The sequence below is a fragment of the Streptomyces drozdowiczii genome, assembly GCF_026167665.1.
Taxonomy (GTDB): domain Bacteria; phylum Actinomycetota; class Actinomycetes; order Streptomycetales; family Streptomycetaceae; genus Streptomyces; species Streptomyces drozdowiczii_A.
In genome coordinates, this window is the sequence record NZ_CP098740.1 from 5367568 (window position 1) to 5387099 (window position 19532).

At 72.5% G+C, this 19532-nt stretch carries 16 protein-coding genes and 1 pseudogene; 10 read left to right on the forward strand and 7 right to left on the reverse strand.

The window, feature by feature from the left end:
* Positions 1 to 18: 18 nt before the first annotated feature.
* Positions 19 to 657 carry a uridine kinase gene (locus tag NEH16_RS24360; RefSeq protein ID WP_265544939.1) on the forward strand — a complete coding sequence of 213 codons (639 nt, stop codon included), beginning with the start codon at positions 19 to 21 and terminating at the stop codon, positions 655 to 657.
* 71 nt (positions 658 to 728) lie between these two features.
* Here the strand turns inward: NEH16_RS24360 and NEH16_RS24365 are convergent, their stop codons facing one another.
* From NEH16_RS24365 to NEH16_RS24380, 4 genes are all read right to left on the reverse strand, one after another.
* A complete protein-coding gene (locus NEH16_RS24365) occupies positions 729 to 1631 on the reverse strand; it encodes a carbohydrate kinase family protein (protein ID WP_073968461.1) in 903 nt (300 codons plus the stop codon).
* Positions 1628 to 2569, reverse strand: a complete 942-nt coding sequence (locus tag NEH16_RS24370) for a pseudouridine-5'-phosphate glycosidase (protein WP_265544942.1) — start codon at positions 2567 to 2569, stop codon at positions 1628 to 1630. The genes NEH16_RS24365 and NEH16_RS24370 overlap by 4 nt, the downstream gene beginning before the upstream one ends.
* 85 nt (positions 2570 to 2654) lie before the next feature.
* Positions 2655 to 3197 (reverse strand): methylated-DNA--[protein]-cysteine S-methyltransferase, encoded by a 543-nt coding sequence (locus NEH16_RS24375; RefSeq protein WP_265544944.1) that lies wholly within the window; start codon positions 3195 to 3197, stop codon positions 2655 to 2657.
* A gap of 45 nt (positions 3198 to 3242) precedes the next feature.
* Positions 3243 to 4181 (reverse strand): glycerophosphodiester phosphodiesterase, encoded by a 939-nt coding sequence (locus tag NEH16_RS24380; RefSeq protein ID WP_265544946.1) that lies wholly within the window; start codon positions 4179 to 4181, stop codon positions 3243 to 3245.
* A 221-nt stretch (positions 4182 to 4402) separates the two neighbouring features.
* Between NEH16_RS24380 and NEH16_RS24385 the strand changes: the two genes are divergently transcribed.
* The 5 genes and pseudogenes from NEH16_RS24385 (at position 4403) to NEH16_RS24405 (ending at position 11547) form a co-directional block, all read left to right on the forward strand.
* Positions 4403 to 5281, forward strand: coding sequence for an MHYT domain-containing protein (locus tag NEH16_RS24385; protein ID WP_073968311.1), 879 nt, complete (start codon positions 4403 to 4405; stop codon positions 5279 to 5281).
* 39 nt (positions 5282 to 5320) lie between these two features.
* On the forward strand, positions 5321 to 7489 hold the full coding sequence (gene uvrB / locus NEH16_RS24390; protein WP_073968312.1) for an excinuclease ABC subunit UvrB: 2169 nt from the start codon (positions 5321 to 5323) through the stop codon (positions 7487 to 7489).
* A 128-nt stretch (positions 7490 to 7617) separates the two neighbouring features.
* Positions 7618 to 8196 carry a TerD family protein gene (locus NEH16_RS24395; RefSeq protein WP_026171720.1) on the forward strand — a complete coding sequence of 193 codons (579 nt, stop codon included), beginning with the start codon at positions 7618 to 7620 and terminating at the stop codon, positions 8194 to 8196.
* Positions 8197 to 8342: 146 nt separating this feature from the next.
* Positions 8343 to 10297: pseudogene (locus tag NEH16_RS24400) on the forward strand (TerD family protein).
* 266 nt (positions 10298 to 10563) lie between these two features.
* Positions 10564 to 11547 (forward strand): TerC family protein, encoded by a 984-nt coding sequence (locus NEH16_RS24405; protein WP_265544951.1) that lies wholly within the window; start codon positions 10564 to 10566, stop codon positions 11545 to 11547.
* A gap of 31 nt (positions 11548 to 11578) precedes the next feature.
* On the opposite strand, the gene NEH16_RS24410 is transcribed toward NEH16_RS24405, so the two are convergent.
* Positions 11579 to 12235, reverse strand: coding sequence for an MBL fold metallo-hydrolase (locus tag NEH16_RS24410; protein WP_073968315.1), 657 nt, complete (start codon positions 12233 to 12235; stop codon positions 11579 to 11581).
* Positions 12236 to 12264: 29 nt separating this feature from the next.
* On the reverse strand, positions 12265 to 12954 hold the full coding sequence (locus NEH16_RS24415) for a maleylpyruvate isomerase family mycothiol-dependent enzyme (RefSeq protein ID WP_265544953.1): 690 nt from the start codon (positions 12952 to 12954) through the stop codon (positions 12265 to 12267).
* Between the two features lie 176 nt (positions 12955 to 13130).
* Between NEH16_RS24415 and uvrA the strand changes: the two genes are divergently transcribed.
* Together uvrA and NEH16_RS24425 are read left to right on the forward strand one after the other, a co-directional pair.
* A complete protein-coding gene (uvrA, locus tag NEH16_RS24420) occupies positions 13131 to 16133 on the forward strand; it encodes an excinuclease ABC subunit UvrA (RefSeq protein ID WP_265544954.1) in 3003 nt (1000 codons plus the stop codon).
* Positions 16134 to 16357: 224 nt separating this feature from the next.
* Positions 16358 to 16786 carry a Rieske (2Fe-2S) protein gene (locus tag NEH16_RS24425; protein ID WP_073968318.1) on the forward strand — a complete coding sequence of 143 codons (429 nt, stop codon included), beginning with the start codon at positions 16358 to 16360 and terminating at the stop codon, positions 16784 to 16786.
* Between the two features lie 16 nt (positions 16787 to 16802).
* Here the strand turns inward: NEH16_RS24425 and NEH16_RS24430 are convergent, their stop codons facing one another.
* A complete protein-coding gene (locus tag NEH16_RS24430; RefSeq protein WP_073968319.1) occupies positions 16803 to 17729 on the reverse strand; it encodes a hypothetical protein in 927 nt (308 codons plus the stop codon).
* 225 nt (positions 17730 to 17954) lie between these two features.
* Here NEH16_RS24430 and NEH16_RS24435 point away from each other — a divergent pair, with 225 nt between their 5' ends.
* Both NEH16_RS24435 and NEH16_RS24440 read left to right on the forward strand, forming a co-directional pair.
* On the forward strand, positions 17955 to 18602 hold the full coding sequence (locus NEH16_RS24435) for a papain-like cysteine protease family protein (RefSeq protein WP_265544955.1): 648 nt from the start codon (positions 17955 to 17957) through the stop codon (positions 18600 to 18602).
* Between the two features lie 5 nt (positions 18603 to 18607).
* Positions 18608 to 19444 (forward strand): hypothetical protein, encoded by an 837-nt coding sequence (locus NEH16_RS24440; protein ID WP_265547368.1) that lies wholly within the window; start codon positions 18608 to 18610, stop codon positions 19442 to 19444.
* Positions 19445 to 19532: the final 88 nt, after the last annotated feature.

Genomic DNA, 19532 nt, shown 5'->3' on the forward strand with positions numbered 1-19532 from the left:
ACGCGCGATGATGGACGGGTGCGATTCGAAGCGATCACCCGGGACCGGCTGACGGACGCGCTCGCCGCGCACGCCGACGCGCTGGAACCGGCCGACGGCGGGCCCTGGCTGAAGATCGCCGTCGACGGCGCCCCGGCCGCCCGCCCCGCCGACCTGGCCGAATCCGTCGCGGATGCGCTACGGCTCCGGGGCCGCGCCGTGCTCCCCGTCTCCACCGCCGGATTCCTGCGACCCGCGAGCCTGCGGTACGAGTACGGGAAGCAGGACCCGGACTCGTACTTCGGCAGCTGGTTCGACACCGGCGCCCTGTGGCGCGAGGTGTTCGGCCCCCTGGAACCGGGCGGCAGCGGCCGGGTGCTGCCCGACCTGTGGGACCCGGTGACGGACCGGGCCACCCGCAGCCCGTACCGGCGGCTGCCCGAGGGCGGGGTGCTGATCCTGCACGGCCCGCTGCTGCTCGGGCACTGGTTCCCCTTCGACCTCACCGTCCACCTGCGGCTCTCGGCGGGTGCGCTGCGGCGGCGTACGGAGGAGGACGAGCTGTGGACCCTGCCCGCCTTCGAGCGGTACGAGGACGAGGTGGCGCCCGCCGACAGCGCGGACGCGGTGGTGCGCGCGGACGACCCGGGGCATCCGGCGTGGACGGGGCTGCGGTGAGCGTGGGGCCCGGGGCGGGGTGCGGCGTGCGGGTGTCCGGGCTGCGGTGAGGAGCGCGGGTTCGAGTCCCGCTACTCGCCCGGCAACGGCGGCCGCCCGCCCACCGTCGCGACGGCCTCCGCCCCCGCCCGGCACCCCGCCGCAGCCGCCGCCGCGTCGTCCGCGCCCGCCAGCCGCGCCGCGAGGAAGCCCCCGGTGAACGCGTCGCCCGCCCCGGTCGAGTCCACCGCAGCCCGCACCGGCTCCGCCGGGACCCGGCCGGTCACCGCGCCCCCGGCGGCGAGCAGCGCCCCGCCCTCGCCGAGCGTCACGACGACCCGGCGGTCGGGCATGCTCAACTTCGCGGCGGCGTCCGCCGGGTCCGGCAGGCCGGTGAGCAGCCGGGCCTCGTCCGCGTTGGGCAGCAGCAGATCCGCCCGCTCGGTCAGGGCGAGGAACCGGTCGACGCCGAGACCGGCCAGGAAGCCCGCCGACGCGGGGTCCACGCTCACCGGCACCTTCCGCCGTACGGCCTCCCGCAGGGCGAGCAGGGCCGTCGCCCGGCTCGTCGCGGCGAACAGCAGATAGCCCGACAGATGGAGGTGGGCGACCCCGTCGAGCAGCGCGGGCGACCAGTCCTCGGGGGCGAGCCGCAGCACCGCGCCGCTGTCGGTGAGGAAGGTGCGCTCGGCGGCGGCGTCCACCAGTGCGACGACCGTCGCGGTCGGCGCCTCCTCGTCCACCGCGAGCAGCCCGCGCACCCCCGCCCGGCGCAGCAGGTCCCGGTGCCAGTCCGCCGAGTCCGCGCCCACCCGGGCCAGCAGCCGCACGTCCCGGCAGCCCGAACGCGCCGCCCAGCACGCCACGTTGGCCCCCGCACCGCCCGCCCGGGTCCGGATCACGGCGGCCGTGTCCGTGCCGTGGGCCAGCGCCGACCCGTGCCGGGCCACCACATCGGTGACCACGTCCCCGACGACGAGGAGGCCGCCGCTCACCGCACCGTCCAGGCGGTGGCGATACGGGCGGCGAGCGCCACATTGCCCCGGACCGCGGCGAGGTTGGCCTCCAGCGAGGCGCCCCCGGTGTGCCGCACCAGCTGGTCCAGCAGGAACGGCGTGACCGCCTGCCCCGTGACCCCCTGTTCCCGGCAGGCCGCCAGCGCCTCGGCGAGCACCCGGTCGTGCAGAGCGGGGTCCAGCTGCTCGGCCTCCGGTACGGGGTTGGCCACGATCAGCGCGGTCTCGGGGCCGCCGAGCGCGTCCTGCGCCCGCATCACCTCCGCGACCTGCTCGGGCGAGGTCACCGTCCAGTCCACCGGCTCGCCCGAACTGCTCAGGTAGAAGCCGGGGAACGTGTCCGTGCCGTAGCCGAGCACCCCGACCCCCAGCGTCTCAAGCCGTTGCAGCGTGGCCGGGACGTCCAGGATCGACTTCACGCCCGCGCAGACCACGGTGATCCCGGTCCGTGCCAGCAGCCGCAGGTCCGCCGACTCGTCCTGCGTCTCGGTCCAGCCCCGGTGCACCCCGCCCAGCCCGCCGGTCGCGAAGACCCGCAGCCCGGCCCGGGCCGCGAGGAAGGCGGTCGCGGACACGGTCGTCGCCCCGCTCGCCCCGGACGCCAGCGCCGGGGCGAGGTCGCGGTGGCCCAGCTTCCGCATCCCCGGGTCCTCGGCCACCCGTTCCAGCTCGGCCTTGTCGAGACCGACCCTGGCCCGCCCGTCCAGCACCGCCACGGTCGCGGGCACGGCCCCGGCGGACCGCACGAGCCCTTCCAGCTCCCCGGCGACCCGCAGGTTGCGGGGGCGGGGGAGGCCGTGGGCGATGATCGTCGACTCCAGGGCGACGACCGGCCGGTGCGCGGCGAGGGCGGCCCGCACCTCGGCGGAGAGGACCGGCGCGTAAGGGGTGGCGTCGAGGGGCGCGTTGAGTGACATGTCCACATCCCTGTCGCGGGTGGGCGGCACTCAAACGTGAGCAGGCCGCCGGGTGGCGCGAAACCTTCCGGTGGCACGGCACCGCTCAGAACAGCGGCTCCGGCAGCACCCCCTCCAGCGCCAGCAGCTGCCGCTTGGTCTCCAGGCCGCCGCCGAAGCCGCCTATCCCGCCGTCGCTCTCCACCACCCGGTGGCACGGCACCACCAGGGGGAGAGGATTGGACCCCATCGCCGCGCCGACCGCCTGGGCCGCGCCCGGCTGTCCGACCCGCTCGGCCAGCTCCCCGTAACCGGCGACCGCCCCGTACGGCACGCCCCGCGCCAGCTCCTGGAGCACCTGGCGGTTGAAGCCGGCGGTCAGCGACCAGTCCAGGTCGAGCGAGAACTCCCGCAGCGTCCCCGCGAAGTACGCCGCGAGCTGGCGTATCGGCTCGGTTAGCCGCGCGGAGCCGGGGGCCTCCACCGGCTCCGCGCCGAGCCGGTCGCGCAGCTGGTCCAGCGCCCTGTCCCGTATCTCCGGGCGGGCGTGGAAGACCACGCCGACCAGTCCGGTCTCCGTCGCGGCCAGCATCAACGGACCGATGTCGCTCTCGACCACGGCCCACTCGACGACCCCGTTGCTGTCCATGCCACCACCGTACGGCGGCCCACTGACAACGGGCTCCGCCCGGACTCAGCCCCGGGTGGCCGCGCGCACCACGTCGGGGGCGTTCGTGATGATCCCGTCCACCCCCATGGCCTCGACCCGGCGCGCGGCCGCAGCGTCGTTCACCGTCCAGGAGTTCACCTGGAGCGCCTTGCCGTGCGGGCCCTTCAGGGCGTGCACCGCCGTCACGTACCCGCCCGACAGACCGGTGTACGAGGGGTTGATCTGGTCCGCGAACGCGGCGTACGCGGGCAGCTCGGAGACGGTCGGGGCGCCGAGGAAGCCGGTGACCACGTCCGGGCGCAGCGCGTGCACCGTACGCACGCTGTCGGCACCGAAGCTCTGGATCACCAGGCGGCCCCGGACATGGCTCCGGTCCAGCCAGCCCTCCTCGTCCAGCACCCGGAGGGTCGCCCGCTCGATCCCCGGGTAGCTCTCCGGGCTCTTGATCTCCAGCAGGAGGTTCTGGCCGTTGCGGCCGAGCCGCTTCAGATACTGGCGCAGGGTCGGCACCCGGGTCCCGGCGTACGCGGGCCCGAACCAGCTGCCCGCGTCCAGCCGGGAGATCTCGGCGGCCGTGAAGTCCTTGACCGCCCAGGGCGCGCGGTCCGGGAACAGCTCCTCGGCGTTCGTCGTCCGCCTGAGGTCGGTGTCGTGCATGACGACCACCACCCCGTCCCGGGTGAGCTGGACGTCGTTCTCCACCCAGTCGAAGCCCAGCGCGTCCGCCCTGTCCACGGCGGCGAGCGTGTTCTCGGGGGCGTACGCCGACGCGCCCCGGTGGGCGTAGACGCGCGGATGGTCCGCCGCGGCGTCGGCGGCCCGGCGGACCGGGGCGACCTGCTGGACCGGGTGCCGGGTCAGCGGGGTGTCCGCGACCGGGGTGCCCGGATTCGGCATCAGCAACGTACCGGCGCCCAGGAAGGCGGCGACGGCGACGGAGGCGGTAGCGGTGCCTGCGTACACGTGAACTCCTTGCGTCAGAGTTACGGACGGCCCGAGCGTCCCAGCCGGCCCCGAACACGGGGCAGGCGCAGGATGGCCACTGTGTGAAGGGACCGCGTCACCCGCTGTCGGCGCGGTCGATAAGATGCGGCACTTCTGTTGTGTCTGCCGGGCCTTGCGTCCGGACGACAGGCCCTGGGATCGTCCTGACCCGGGCTTGCTGCTGCGAAGGGCGTACAAGGATGCAGGGCACAATCGACGGCTTCAGCTACGGGGCGGTGACCCCCGCTGCGGCGTTCCTCATGGCGTGCCTCGGTGCGGCGCTGGGCCTGCGCTGCACCACGCGGTCACTGCGTACCGAGCGTTCCTTCCGGGCCGGCTGGCTGGCTCTCGGGGCGACCTCCATAGGTTCGGGCATCTGGACCATGCACTTCATCGCGATGACGGGCTTCTCCGTCGAAGAGGTGCCGATCGGCTACGACAAACCGATCACCTTCGCCAGCCTCGCCGTCGCGATCGTCATGGTCGGCATCGGGATCTTCCTGGTCGGGTACCGGGGCGCCACCCGCATGGCCCTGGTGACGGGAGGCACGATCACCGGACTCGGCGTGGCCTCCATGCATTACCTCGGCATGGCCGGAATGCGCCTTGATGGGCAGTTCGAGTACGACACGGTGACCGTGTCGCTCTCCGTGGTCATCGCCGTCGTCGCGTCGACCGCCGCGCTGTGGGCCGCCGTCTCCATCCACGGCTTCCTGCCCAGCCTCGGCGCGAGCGTCGTGATGGGCGTCGCCGTCAGCGGCATGCACTACACCGGCATGGCCGCGCTCCGGGTCCATCTGCACCCCTCCGCGCCGACCGCCGCCCACGCCCCCGGCGACAGCGCGGGCTCGCTCCTGGTGCCCATGCTGCTCGGCCCCGCCTGCTTCCTGCTGCTGGCCGCCGTCGTGGTGATGTTCGACCCGCTGGTGGTCATGGGCACGCCCGACTGGGACGACCCGCGGGCCGCGCGGACCCCCGGAATCCCGGCCCAGCGCCAGGTCCCGCGCTTCGGCACCTACGCCGACCCGGCCTCCTTCCACTCCCGTCCGCGCGACGCCGTGGGGCCCGTCGACTGGTGAACCCGGCCCGTTGTCAGTGGCGGGTCGTACGGTGGTTGCATGCGGCCAGTCTCGAAGATCGAACGTACGGTGGCGCCTTTCGAGGTCGTCAGCCCCTACCAGCCCAGCGGCGACCAGCCCACGGCCATCGCCGAGCTGGAGAAGCGCGTCCGCGCAGGTGAGAAGGACGTCGTGCTCCTCGGCGCGACCGGCACCGGCAAATCCGCGACCACCGCGTGGATGATCGAGAAGCTCCAGCGCCCCACGCTGGTCATGGCGCCGAACAAGACGCTCGCCGCCCAGCTGGCCAACGAGTTCCGCGAGCTCCTGCCCAACAACGCCGTCGAGTACTTCGTCTCGTACTACGACTACTACCAGCCCGAGGCGTACGTCCCGCAGTCGGACACCTACATCGAGAAGGACTCCTCGATCAACGAGGAGGTCGAACGGCTGCGCCACTCCGCGACCAACTCGCTGCTCACCCGGCGCGACGTCGTCGTGGTCGCCTCCGTCTCCTGCATCTACGGCCTCGGTACGCCGCAGGAGTACGTGGACCGCATGGTCCAGCTCAAGGTGGGCGAGGAGATCGACCGCGACGCGCTGCTGCGCCGCTTCGTGGAGATCCAGTACACGCGCAACGACCTGGCCTTCACACGGGGCACCTTCCGGGTGCGCGGCGACACCATCGAGATCTTCCCGGTCTACGAGGAGCTCGCCGTCCGCATCGAGATGTTCGGCGACGAGATCGAGGCCCTGTCCACGCTGCACCCGCTGACCGGCGAGGTCATCAGCGAGGACCAGTCCCTCCACGTCTTCCCCGCCAGCCACTACGTGGCGGGGCCCGAGCGCATGGAGAAGGCCGTCAGCGGCATCGAACGCGAGCTGGAGGAGCGCCTGGCCGAGCTGGAGAAGCAGGGCAAGATGCTGGAGGCCCAGCGGCTCCGCATGCGTACGACGTACGACATCGAGATGCTCCGCCAGATCGGCACCTGCTCCGGCGTCGAGAACTACTCGATGCACTTCGACGGCCGTTCCCCCGGCACCGCCCCCAACACCCTCCTCGACTACTTCCCGGAGGACTTCCTCCTGGTGCTGGACGAGTCGCACGTCACGGTCCCGCAGATCGGCGCCATGTACGAGGGCGACGCCTCCCGCAAGAGGACCCTGGTCGACCACGGCTTCCGGCTGCCGTCCGCCCTGGACAACCGCCCGCTCAAGTGGGAGGAGTTCCTTCAGCGGATCAACCAGACGGTCTACCTCTCCGCCACCCCGGGCAACTACGAGATGTCCCGCAGCGACGGCTTCGTGGAGCAGATCATCCGCCCGACCGGCCTGGTCGACCCCGAGGTCGTCGTCAAGCCCACCGAGGGCCAGATCGACGACCTGGTGCACGAGATCCGACTGCGCACCGAGCGCGACGAACGGGTCCTGGTCACCACCCTCACCAAGAAGATGGCGGAGGACCTGACCGACTACTTCCTGGAGCTCGGCATCCAGGTCCGCTATCTCCACAGCGACGTCGACACGCTGCGCCGCATCGAGCTGCTGCGCGAGCTGCGCTCCGGCGAGTACGACGTCCTGGTCGGGATCAACCTCCTGCGCGAGGGCCTGGACCTGCCCGAGGTGTCGCTCGTGGCCATCCTCGACGCCGACAAACAGGGCTTCCTGCGCTCGGGCACCTCGCTGATCCAGACCATCGGCCGCGCGGCGCGCAACGTCTCGGGCCAGGTCCACATGTACGCGGACAAGGTCACCCCGGCCATGGCGCAGGCCATCGACGAGACCAACCGCCGCCGCGAGAAGCAGATCGCGTACAACACCGAGCGCGGCATCGACCCGCAGCCGCTGCGCAAGAAGATCAACGACATCGTCGCCACCATCGCGCGCGAGGAGATCGACACCGAGCAACTGCTCGGCACCGGCTACCGCCAGGGCAAGGAGGGCAAGGCCCCGGTGCCCGCCCTCGGCAAGCACGCCGTCCCGGGCGACGGCAAGGCGGCGACCGCCGGGAAGTCCGCGAAGGCCGGCAAGGCGGGCAGGGCCGGCCGGGACGCGGCGGCGGTCACCGACCGCCCGGCGACCGAACTGGCCGGGATCATCGAGGAGATGACGGACCGGATGCGCGCCGCCGCCGCCGACCTCCAGTTCGAGGTCGCCGCCCGGCTGCGCGACGAGGTGGGCGAGCTGAAGAAGGAGCTGCGCCAGATGCGCGAGGCCGGTCTGGCCTGACCGGCCGGGCGGCATGTTGCAGGACCGACACAAAACGGCCCAGGCCCTCCGCGCCGGTGACACCACTGCGTAGGGTGCTGGGAAACCGCACAAGGACGGTTGCGGGGAATGCGGAGAGGGGACAGCGCGTGACGGTCAATATGACCAAGGGTCAGGCCATCAGCCTGCAGAAGAGCGACGGGGGGACCCTGACCGCGGTACGGATGGGGCTCGGCTGGCAGGCGGCACCGCGCCGCGGTCTGTTCGGCTCGCGCACCCGGGAGATCGACCTGGACGCGTCGGCCGTCCTGTTCGCCGACAAGCAGCCGGTCGACGTCGTCTTCTTCCGGCACCTCACCAGCGACGACGGCTCGGTCCGGCACACCGGGGACAACCTCGTGGGCGGCGCCGGCTCCGGCGGCGACGACGAGGCGATCCTCGTGGACCTCCAGCGGGTGCCGGTCCACATCGACCAGATCGTCTTCACGGTGAACTCCTTCACCGGCCAGACGTTCCAGGAGGTGCAGAACGCCTTCTGCCGCATCGTGGACGAGACCAACGGCCAGGAGCTCGCCCGCTACACGCTGGACGGCGGCGGGCAGTACACCGCGCAGATCATGGCGAAGGTGCACCGCGCGGGCAACGCCTGGAAGATGACCGCCATCGGCACCCCGGCCAACGGCCGCACCTTCCAGGACCTCATGCCGGCGATCCTGCCGCACCTGTAGAACGGCCCACCGGACCGAGAGGTCCGCATGCGGTACGCGCAGCTCCCGGCGGCATCGGCCGCCGGGAGCTGCCCGCATCGCGGCACACCGCACCACCACGCACAGCTTCACCACCACCAGCGGTAATACGTCGAGGGGACAGGGCAATGACGGCCGAGCTGGTCCGGGGGCAGAACCACACCTTGCCCCAGACCCGTCTGGAGATCCGGATATCGGCCGGGGCGCCCGTCGTGGCCGGTGCCACGCTCGGTGACGAGCACGGCAGGGTGGCCGGCATCGAGTGGATCGCCCACCCCGGATCGCCGCAGCTGCACGGCCTGGAAGTCTCCCGCCAGGCCGCCGCCGACCACCGCCTCGCCGTCGACCTCGACGCCCTGCCCGACGGGGTCCACCGGGTCACGGTGCTCCTGGCCCTCCCGCTCGGCGCCGGCGGCCCGACCCGCTTCGGCGCCGTCGCCTCGCCCTTCGTCGCGGTCACCGCCCTCGACGGCACCGAGATCGCCACCTTCACGCTGACCGGCCTCGACAGCGAGTCCGCGGTCGCCGCCCTGGAGCTGTACCGCCGCCAGGGCGCCTGGAAGGTCCGCGCGGTCGGCCAGGGCTACGCGGGCGGCCTCGCCGCCATGCTCGCCGACCAGGGCGTGGACCGCGCCGCCGAGCTGGCCGGGACCATCCAGGAGGCCGTCGCCCGGGGCCTCGCCCGCTCGGTGGCCCCGCCGCCGCCCCGCACCCCGGAGGGCGACCGGGTCAGGCACGCGCCCACCCCGGCCCCCGCCCCGGGCAACGGGCAGCCGCCCGTCCCGCCGCCCCCGCCCGCCACGCCCCAGCCGGTCGCGCCCGCGCAGCCCGAGCCCCTGGCGGAGCCGACCGCGCCGGGCGGCCCGATCAACTACGCGCACCCGCGCCGCCAGTCCACCGCGCCCCCGCCGCCGCCCCCGGCCGCGCCGCCCGCCCAGCCGGGGCAGCCCGCCCAGCCCGTCGCCGGGGACGCCACCGGCTGGTCCATGGACGAGCGCCTGTACAACCAGGTGTGGGGCATGTTCGAGGACCTGGCCCGGGCCGTCGCCGCCTACCGCAGCGCCGTCGACTTCGCGGAGTCCCGGATGGACCAGGAGCTGGAGCGCACCCTGTCCGACCCGCGCAGCCGGATCGGGGGCGCCGGCGACCGGGCCCGCGAGGAGGCCCGCGCCAAGCGCGACGAGCTGACCGCCCGCGCCCGCGCGTCCCTGGACCGCGACCTCGCCCAGCTCGACGCCGAGTCCGCCGTCGTGGAGCCCGCGCTCCCCGCCCCTACGCGGGCTGGGACAACCCCGTGTGGCACGGCTACCGGGTGCCGATGGAGATCCCCATGGCGCTGCGCATCGGCGACCTCCACCTCCCGGAGCGCGCCGACCTGCGCATCCCGCTCCTCGTCCGGCTGCCGCTGGAGCGCGGCATGTGGATCGACAGCGGGCGCACCGCCTCCGAGGCCGCCGCGCTGACCGGCCCGGACCAGCTGCGCAGGCTCGCGATGGAGACCGCCGTGCTCCACGCGGCCCGGCTGCTCGCGGTCTACCCGCCGAACGAGTTCACGGTCCATGTCATCGACCCGGCCGGATCGGCCGCCGGGGCGCTCGCCCCGCTGGTCCGCTCCGGGGTGCTGCCCTCGCCGCCCGCCGCCGGGGCGCAGGGCGTCTCCTCGGTCCTCGCCCACCTCACCCGGCGGGTGGACCTGGTGCAGATGGCGATCCGGGCCGGTGCCGCCGACTCGCTGCCGCCGGACCTGGACCCGGCCGAGCAGCTGCTGATCGTGAACGACTTCCCGCACGGCTTCGACGACCGCGCGGTGACCCAGCTGCGCTACCTCGCCGACGAGGGGCCCTCGGTGGGCGTGCACCTGATGATGGTCGCGGACCGGGAGGAGGCGTCCGAGTACGGCCCGATCCTGGACCCGCTGTGGCGCTCGCTGCTGCGGGTCACCCCGGTCGCCGACGACCATCTGGCCGACCCCTGGGTCGGCCACGCGTGGACGTACGAGCCGCCCAGGACGCCGCCGGGGAGCGCGGTCCTGGACCAGGTGCTGGAGCGGGTGGCGCACGCCCGCCGCACCGGTTCCCGCTGAGCCGCCGGGCCCCGTAACGCCTTTGGTAAACCGCCCCTGACCTGCACTTTTGGAGATCCTTTAGGTTCCTCTTTACCTTTCCTTGGTATTTCCTGTACCGTTCATGGAGCGGAGGGGAGTACTCCCATACGCGGCGTTCCCGTCAGTACGGACTGTGACCGGTCCCGGGGCGTCGGCCCCGGTGCGCATCCCGCGCGCCCGGGTGGAAGAGACCTCCGGCAGCGACGACGCTGATCAGTAGCCCGTAGCGAACTGCCGGAGGCGCAGTGGACGTTTCATGGACCCTCTGGGCGCTGACCATCATTGGTCTGTGCGCCCTCATCGCCGTCGACTTCTTCATCGGGCGCAAGCCCCATGACGTGTCGACCAAGGAAGCCGGGATCTGGACGATCGTCTGGATCGTGCTGGCCGCCCTCTTCGGCCTCGGGCTGCTCGTCTTCGGCGAGAGCCAGGCATCGGGCGAGTTCTTCGCCGGCTACATCACCGAGAAGTCGCTCAGCGTCGACAACCTCTTCGTCTTCGTGCTGATCATGGCGAAGTTCTCGGTGCCCTCCCACCTCCAGCAGCGGGTGCTGCTGATCGGCGTGCTGATCGCACTGGTGCTGCGGGCGATCTTCATCGCCGCGGGCGCCGCGGTCATCGCCAACTTCTCGTGGATCTTCTACATCTTCGGCGCGTTCCTGATCTACACCGCCTGGAAGCTCATCCAGGAGGCGCGGGCCGACGACGAGGACGAGGAGTTCGAGGAGAACCGCCTCCTGAAGAGCATCGAGCGCCGCTTCGGCGTCTCCGACCGGTACCACGGCACCAAGCTCTTCATCCGCAACAACGGCAAGCGCGTCATGACCCCGCTGATGGTCGTCATGCTCGCCATCGGCACCACCGACGTGCTGTTCGCGCTGGACTCCATCCCCGCGATCTTCGGCCTCACCCAGGACCCGTACATCGTCTTCACCGCCAACGCCTTCGCCCTGATGGGCCTGCGCCAGCTGTACTTCCTGATCGGCGGTCTGCTGGAGAAGCTGGTCCACCTCAGCTACGGGCTGTCGGTGATCCTCGGCTTCATCGGCGTCAAGCTGGTGCTGCACGCGCTGCACGAGTCCGGGGTGCACGTCCCCGAGATCTCCATCCCGGTCTCGCTCGGCGTGATCTGCGGAGTGCTGATCATCACCACGATCACCAGCCTCATGGCCAACAAGAAGAAGGCCGAGGCCGAGTCCCACGAGGCGAAGACCGGCGACCGCGTCTAGCCGCCGCGGTACGGGGACGGACGGCCCCGCCTCACCAGCCCCGGGCGCGCCACTCGGGCAGGTGGGGCCGTTCGTCCCCCAGCGTGGTGTCGCGCCCGTGGCCCGGATAGACCCAGGTCTCGTCCGGCAGCGGCGCGAAGAGCTTGGTCTCCACGTCGTGCAGCAGGCTCGCGAACGCCTCGGGGTCCTTGTGCGTGTTGCCCACGCCGCCGGGGAAGAGGCAGTCCCCGGTGAACAGGTGCGGCGCCCCGTGCGGGTCGTCGTACAGGAGCGAGATCGACCCCGGGGTGTGCCCGGTCAGATGGCGGGCGGTGAGCGCCACCTCGCCCACCCGGATCGTGTCGCCGTCCTCGACCAGGACCTCCGTCGGCACCTCGATGCCCTCGGCGTCGAACCGGCCCGCGTAGGTGCGCGCCCCGGTCGCCGCGACGACCTCGCCCAGCGCCCGCCAGTGGTCGCGGTGCCGGTGGGTGGTGACGACGGACAGGATCGAGTCGTCACCGATCAGCCGCAGCAGCGTCCCGGCCTCGTCGGCCGCGTCGATCAGCAGCTGCTCGCCGGTGGCCCGGCAGCGCAGCAGATAGGCGTTGTTGTCCATCGGGCCGACGGCGACCTTCGAGATCATCAGATCCGTCAGTTCGTGCACATCGGCGGGCCCGCCGACCCTGACCGCTCCGCTGTACGTCATGTTCCTCAGCCTATAGCGGGGGCGGCGGCCTACAGCGGGGGCAGTGCCGGAAGCGTGCCGCCCTCGACCGTCAGCGCCGAGCCGTCGCGCCGCCCGCTGAGCCAGCCCAGCAGCTCGGGCGCCGTGCCCCGCACCGCGACGGGCCCGCCCTCCGCGCCGCCGCCGGTCGTCCACACCCGCCCGGTGTCGTCGGCCAGCGACACCGGCACGACCTCCGGGTGCCCGGCGAACCGCTCGGCCAGGAAGTCGATCTCCCGCGCGGTGAACTCGTCCGGAAGGTCCTCCAGCTCGTAGCCGATGCCCAGGTCGACGTGGTGCAGCTCGACCTCGCCCCGGCGCCGGAACGGCACGAGGGAGGCGGAGTCCGTCACCCCGTTGCGCAGGGTCACCGTGCGCGACCAGTCCGCGGGCTCGGCCGCCGCCTCGACGAAGCGGGCCGCGGTGGCGGTCAGGTCGGCCAGCTGTGCCGCATGGGACCGGGGGGCGTCCCGCTCGATGTCGCGGTCCCGGGTTTCGCTGTCTGCGTACATCGGCAGCCCGCGGAGAACATTTGCGAGCGCGTCGGCGTTACGGGAGAGGTGCGCGATGACATGACCGCGGCTCCAGCCCGGCAGACGTGACGGCTCGGACAGCGCCGCGTCGTCCAGTTTTCCGGTGGCTCCCAGCAGCCGGTCCGTCGCTTCCCGGAGTGCTGCCAGGTCGTGCGCATGATCAGTCATGGGGCCGAGCCTAGCCTCGGCCACTCGTTCGGGTGAAGGAGTTCTCAGCCGTCCGCAATTCGAATGTGCGTGCTATACGCTCGAAGTCGAAAGCTTCGTACACCGCTGTGGCGCCCCCCATACCCTGGGCCAGGGGCTCAGTTCCCCCGCTTCTCTCTAGAAAGGTGCGGACCGGCGTGGCCGACCGTCTCATCGTCCGTGGCGCTCGCGAGCACAACCTCAAGAACGTCTCGCTCGACCTCCCCCGCGACTCCCTCATCGTCTTCACCGGGCTCTCCGGGTCGGGCAAGTCGTCGCTCGCGTTCGACACGATCTTCGCCGAGGGCCAGCGGCGCTACGTGGAGTCGCTCTCCTCGTACGCCCGGCAGTTCCTCGGCCAGATGGACAAGCCGGACGTCGACTTCATCGAGGGCCTGTCGCCCGCCGTCTCCATCGACCAGAAGTCGACCTCGCGCAACCCGCGCTCGACGGTCGGCACCATCACCGAGGTCTACGACTACCTCCGGCTGCTCTTCGCCCGGATCGGCAAGCCGCACTGCCCCGAGTGCCACCGCCCGATCTCGCGCCAGTCGCCGCAGGCCATCGTGGACAAGGTCCTCGGCCTGCCCGAGGGCAGCCGCTTCCAGGTGCTCTCGCCGCTGGTGCGCGAGCGCAAGGGCGAGTTCGTGGACCTGTTCTCCGACCTCCAGACCAAGGGCTACAGCCGCGCCCGGGTGGACGGCGCCACGATCCAGCTCTCCGAGCCGCCCACGCTCAAGAAGCAGGAGAAGCACACCATCGAGGTCGTCATCGACCGCCTCACCGTGAAGGACAGCGCCAAGCGCCGGCTGACGGACTCCGTCGAGACCGCGCTCGGCCTCTCCGGCGGCATGGTCGTGCTCGACTTCGTGGACCTCCCCGAGGACGACCCCGAGCGCGAGCGGATGTACTCGGAGCACCTCTACTGCCCGTACGACGACCTCTCCTTCGAGGAGCTGGAGCCGCGCTCCTTCTCCTTCAACTCCCCGTTCGGCGCCTGCCCCGACTGCACCGGCATCGGTACGCGCATGGAGGTCGACCCGGAGCTGATCGTCCCGGACGAGGAGAAGTCCCTGGACGAGGGCGCCATCCACCCCTGGTCCCACGGCCACACCAAGGAGTACTTCGGCCGCCAGATCAACGCCCTGGCCGAAGCCCTCGGCTTCCGTACGGACATCCCCTGGGCCGGGCTGCCGCAGCGCGCCAAGAAGGCCCTGCTGCACGGCCACAAGATCCAGACCGAGGTCCGCTACCGCAACCGCTACGGGCGCGAGCGCGCCTACACCACCCCGTCCTTCGAGGGCGCCGTCCAGTTCGTCAAGCGGCGGCACTCCGAGGCCGAGAGCGACTCCAGCCGGGAGCGCTTCGAGGGGTACATGCGCGAGGTGCCCTGCCCGACCTGTGAGGGCACCCGGCTGAAGCCGATCGTCCTCGCGGTCACCGTGATGGAGAAGTCCATCGCCGAGGTCTCCGCGATGTCCATCAGCGAGTGCGCCGAATTCCTCGGCCGCCTCAAGCTGAACGCCCGCGACAAGAAGATCGCCGAGCGGGTCCTCAAGGAGGTCAACGAGCGGCTGAAGTTCCTGGTCGACGTCGGCCTGGACTACCTCTCGCTGAACCGCGCGGCCGGCACCCTGTCCGGCGGCGAGGCCCAGCGCATCCGGCTCGCCACACAGATCGGCTCCGGCCTCGTCGGCGTGCTCTACGTCCTGGACGAGCCCTCCATCGGGCTGCACCAGCGCGACAACCACCGGCTGATCGAGACCCTGGTCCGCCTCCGCGACATGGGCAACACGCTCATCGTCGTGGAGCACGACGAGGACACCATCAAGGTCGCCGACTGGGTCGTGGACATCGGCCCCGGCGCCGGCGAGCACGGCGGCAAGGTCGTCCACTCCGGCTCGCTCAAGGAGCTGCTGGCCAACGACAAGTCCGTCACCGGCCAGTACCTCACGGGCAAGCGGTCCATCCCGGTGCCCGACGTGCGGCGGCCCGTGGATCCCTCGCGGCTGCTCACGGTGCACGGCGCCCGGGAGAACAACCTCCAGGACATCGACGTCTCCTTCCCGCTCGGCGTGCTGACCGCCGTCACCGGCGTCTCCGGCTCCGGCAAGTCGACGCTGGTCAACGACATCCTCTACACCCACCTGGCCCGCGAGCTGAACGGCGCCAAGTCGGTGCCCGGCCGGCACACCCGGGTCGAGGGCGACGACCTGGTCGACAAGGTGGTCCACGTCGACCAGTCGCCCATCGGCCGTACGCCCCGGTCCAACCCGGCCACGTACACCGGCGTCTTCGACCACGTCCGCAAGCTCTTCGCGGAGACGATGGAGGCGAAGGTCCGCGGCTATCTGCCGGGCCGGTTCTCCTTCAACGTCAAGGGCGGCCGCTGCGAGAACTGCTCCGGCGACGGCACGATCAAGATCGAGATGAACTTCCTGCCCGACGTGTACGTCCCGTGCGAGGTCTGCCACGGTGCGCGCTACAACCGGGAGACCCTGGAGGTCCACTACAAGGGCAAGTCCATCGCCGAGGTGCTGGACATGCCGATCGAGGAGGGCCTGGAGTTCTTCGAGGCCGTCCCCACGATCGCCCGCCACCTGCGCACGCTCAACGAGGTCGGCCTCGGTTACGTGCGGCTCGGCCAGTCCGCGCCGACGCTCTCCGGCGGTGAGGCCCAGCGGGTCAAGCTCGCCAGCGAGCTCCAGAAGCGCTCCACCGGCCGCACGGTCTACGTCCTGGACGAGCCGACCACCGGTCTGCACTTCGAGGACATCTCCAAGCTGATCAAGGTGCTCTCCGGCCTGGTCGACAAGGGGAACTCGGTGATCGTCATCGAGCACAACCTCGACGTCATCAAGACCGCCGACTGGGTCGTGGACATGGGCCCCGAGGGCGGCAGCGGCGGCGGCCTGGTCATCGCCGAGGGCACCCCGGAGTACGTGGCGGGCGTCCCCGCCAGCCACACCGGGAAGTTCCTCCAGGACATCCTGGACACCGACCGGGTCAGCGAGGCGGCCGTGCCGGCCGCGCGCAAGCCGGTGGCCAGGAAGGCCGCGAAGAAGACGGCCGCCGCGAAGACGGCAACGGCCAAGACGGCGACGGCCAAGACGGCGAAGAAGACGGCCGCCAAGAAGACGGCCCGCGCCCGCAAGGGCTGACACCGGACACCCGGTGCGAGGCGGCGGCCCCTGCCGACGGGGGCCGCCGCCTCGCCGCGTTCCCGGCTGCCCCCGCCGCCTCCGACCGGCCGCGACCGCCACGACCGGCCCCCGCGCGGGGGCGCCCGTCTCCGCCGGTATCGTCGGTTACGTCACCGATGCCGCGGCCGCCCCGGGCAGCTCCGGCACGGTTCCCATCTGACCGCCCGACCCGTGGAGACCGCATGTCCGGCCAGCCCGCCGCCCGCCGCACCGTGCTGAAGGGCGCCGCTCTCGCGGGCGTCGCCGGGCTGGGAGCCGCCGCCTGCTCGACCGACTCGAAGCTCGGCCACGCCCAGACGCCGACCCCCACCGCCCCCGTCGAGCTCGGCGCGCCCGACGAGATCCCCGTAGGCGAGTCCAAGCTCTACCGCGAGCAGCGCGTCGTCGTGACCTGCCCGGCCAAGGGGGAGTTCAAGGCGTTCAGCGCCCAGTGCACCCACGCCGGCTGCCTGCTGGACAAGGTCGAGAAGAACGAGGGCCACTGCCCCTGCCACGGCAGCCGCTTCGACACCACGACCGGCAAGGCCGTGCACGGCCCGGCGACCGTGCCGCTGCCCGCCGTCCCGGTCCGCGTCGAGGGCGGAAGGCTGATCGCGGGCCCCGACGCCTGACCACCCGGCCCGCGGCCTACTCCCAGTCCCAGTCGATCCCCACCAGCCCCGGCCGCACCCCCTGCTCCACCAGATGCACGGTCCGGTGCCGGCCGGTCAGCGTCAGCTCCGCCCGCGCGCCCCGGGGCGCGCCCGCCGACGCCTGGGCGAAGCTCCGGCACCGTACCGGCAGCGCCTCCTCGGCGAAGCCGACCTGGAGCACGTACTGCCCGCCGCCGAAGGTGAAGCCGCGCATGTACTCGCCGCAGGGCCCGCCCGTGCCGTCCTCGAAGCCGTAGCCGAAGAGGTACGTGTCGCCCGCCCGCAGCCGGGTGTCGAACAGCAGCTCGGCGACCAGCACCCCCGTCTCCCGGTCCCAGCGGACCCGGCCCGTCCGGCAGTTCTCCCGGGCCCGCACCTCGACCCGCGCCGGATCGCAGCCCGGATCCCCCACGTACACCGCGAGATAGCGGTCGATGCCGTCCCGGTGGGCGCGCACCACATGCTGCGATGCCCGCTGCTGCATCTGGCGCCCCGGCCCCACCCGTACCCGCTCCTGATGGCCCACCGTGTGCAGCCCGCCGTCCGCCGGTGACTCCATGTCCGCGAGCAGCCGCTCCACGACCCCGGACGTCTCCACCAGCGAGCGGTACGTGCGCGCGGGCGGGCGCTCGGTGTCCGGGCGGGGCTCCTCGGCATCCAGGAGGCCGAGCAGCGAGTTCGGCGGCAGGGCGAGGACCTCCTCCAGGGCCTTCACAGCCCGCAGCGACTCCGGGCGCTGCGGGCGGCGGGCGCCCTGCTGCCAGTAACTCAGGCTGGTCACGCCGAGCTTGATCCCCCGGTGCGCCAGATGGTGCCGGACCCGCTGGAGCGGCAGCCCGCGCACCGACAGCGCGGTGCGCAGGGCCAGGTGGAACGGTCCGGTGTGCAGCACCTGCGCCAGTTCGGCCTCGGTGTGCCGCATGGGTCCTCCAGGTGAACGTTCACGCCGGCCGGGCCCGGGGCCGCGCCGGCGGGTGCCGGTCCGCAGGTAGCCGGGGCGCGCGTTCACACCTCGGCCCCGGGCGTTCACACCGCGGTGTTCACCCGCATTCAAGCGTGTTGACCCGTCCTCGACAACGGTTGATGCTCCTCCACAGCGTCCGGACGCGCTCCTCGGAACCCCCACCCCCCGCCCGGGAGGAACGCCATGCGCAACCCAGGTACCAGGCCGGCCCGGCTGTCGGTGACAGCCGTACTGGCCGCCCTGCTGCTCGCCGTCCCCACGGCGACCGCCACCGCCGACCAGCCCCGCACCGCCACCGCCTCGGTCCGGGCCGCCGACCGGACCGCGTCCGCCCCGACGGCCGCCCTCGCCGCCACCAAGCGGCTGAACATCACCATGCAGGCCCAGCAGAAGACCAACTGGTGCTGGGCCGCCTCCGGCAACACCATCGCCACCTGGTACGGGCGCAGCTACAGCCAGAACCAGTTCTGCAACGCCGCCTTCGGCCGCGCCCAGGGCTACGACTGCCCCAACTCGCAGGCCGCCCTCGACAACGTGCAGAACGCCCTGAACTGGGCGGGCATCAACCCGGGCTCGTACGTCAGCGGCTGGCTGCGCTACTCCACCGTGCAGAGCGAGATAGCCGCCGGACGCCCGGTCGAGACCCGCATCCAGTGGTCATCGGGCGGTGGCCACATGCACGTCCTGTACGGCTACGACGACGCCAACAGCCTCGTCTACTGGGGCGACCCCTGGCCCTCCAGCAACCGGTACAACTGGGCCTCGCACTCCTGGTACGTGAACAACAGCGAGTTCTCCTGGACCCACTCGCTCTACCGGATCGGGGCGTGACCGCCATGACCGCCATCAGCTCCCGCCGCCCCCTCGCCGCCGCCCTGGCCGCCGCCGGTGTCCTCGCCGGCACCGCCCTCCTCACCGCGGCCCCGCGGGCGGCCGCCGCCGACGGCCCCCAGGCCGGTCCCGCCGCCCTGGCCGCGGCCCACGAGGCGGCCACCGACGCCACCACCCTGAACACCCTGTCCCGGTTCTTCGCCCGCGAGGGCGCCGTCACCGAGAAGGCCGCCGCACCCCGCATCCAGGGCGAGGCCGTGCCCGTGCGCACCCTGTCCGCCGCGTTCGTCGCGGGCGAGCCGGGCGCCCCCGTCGCCTCCCTCGACTACCTGGCGAGCACCGCCGTCTCGTCGGACGGCCAGAAGGCGTCGCTCTGGACGCTGCCCGAGCCCGGCAAGGGCGGCGACTGGCAGGTGGTGAACATCGCCACCGGCGACGACGAGGCCCGCTATACCGAGGCGGGCGCCCGCAAGCTGCCCGGCGGCACCGTCTTCCACGAGCCCCAGATCGACGCCTGGTACGTGCAGAAGGGCGACCGCGTCCTCCCGCTCGACCAGGACGCCGTGAGAGCGGTCGGCAAGCAGGGGACGACGCTCTCCGCCTACCGTACCCGCGTCCACGCCGCCTACGCGGACAAGCTCCCCGGCTCCGCGTACGCCCGCAAGGGCGAGGCCGGCGGCTACGGGCCGAAGGCGCGCTCCGGGCCCGCCATAGCGGCGGCGTCCGGCACCGAGACCGCCCTGACCGCCGGCTCCACCGCGGCCGCCGGGGGCGCCGTCGCCGTACTCGCCCTGTGCGGCGTCACCGCCCTGCGCCTCAGGAGCCGCCGCCGGACCGGGTGACCCGCCCGGCCCCACGACCCCGCGCTCCGGGACAGGTGCTCCCCACCCCTGCCCCGGAGCGCGGCGCCATCCGCGCCCCCCGCGCTGT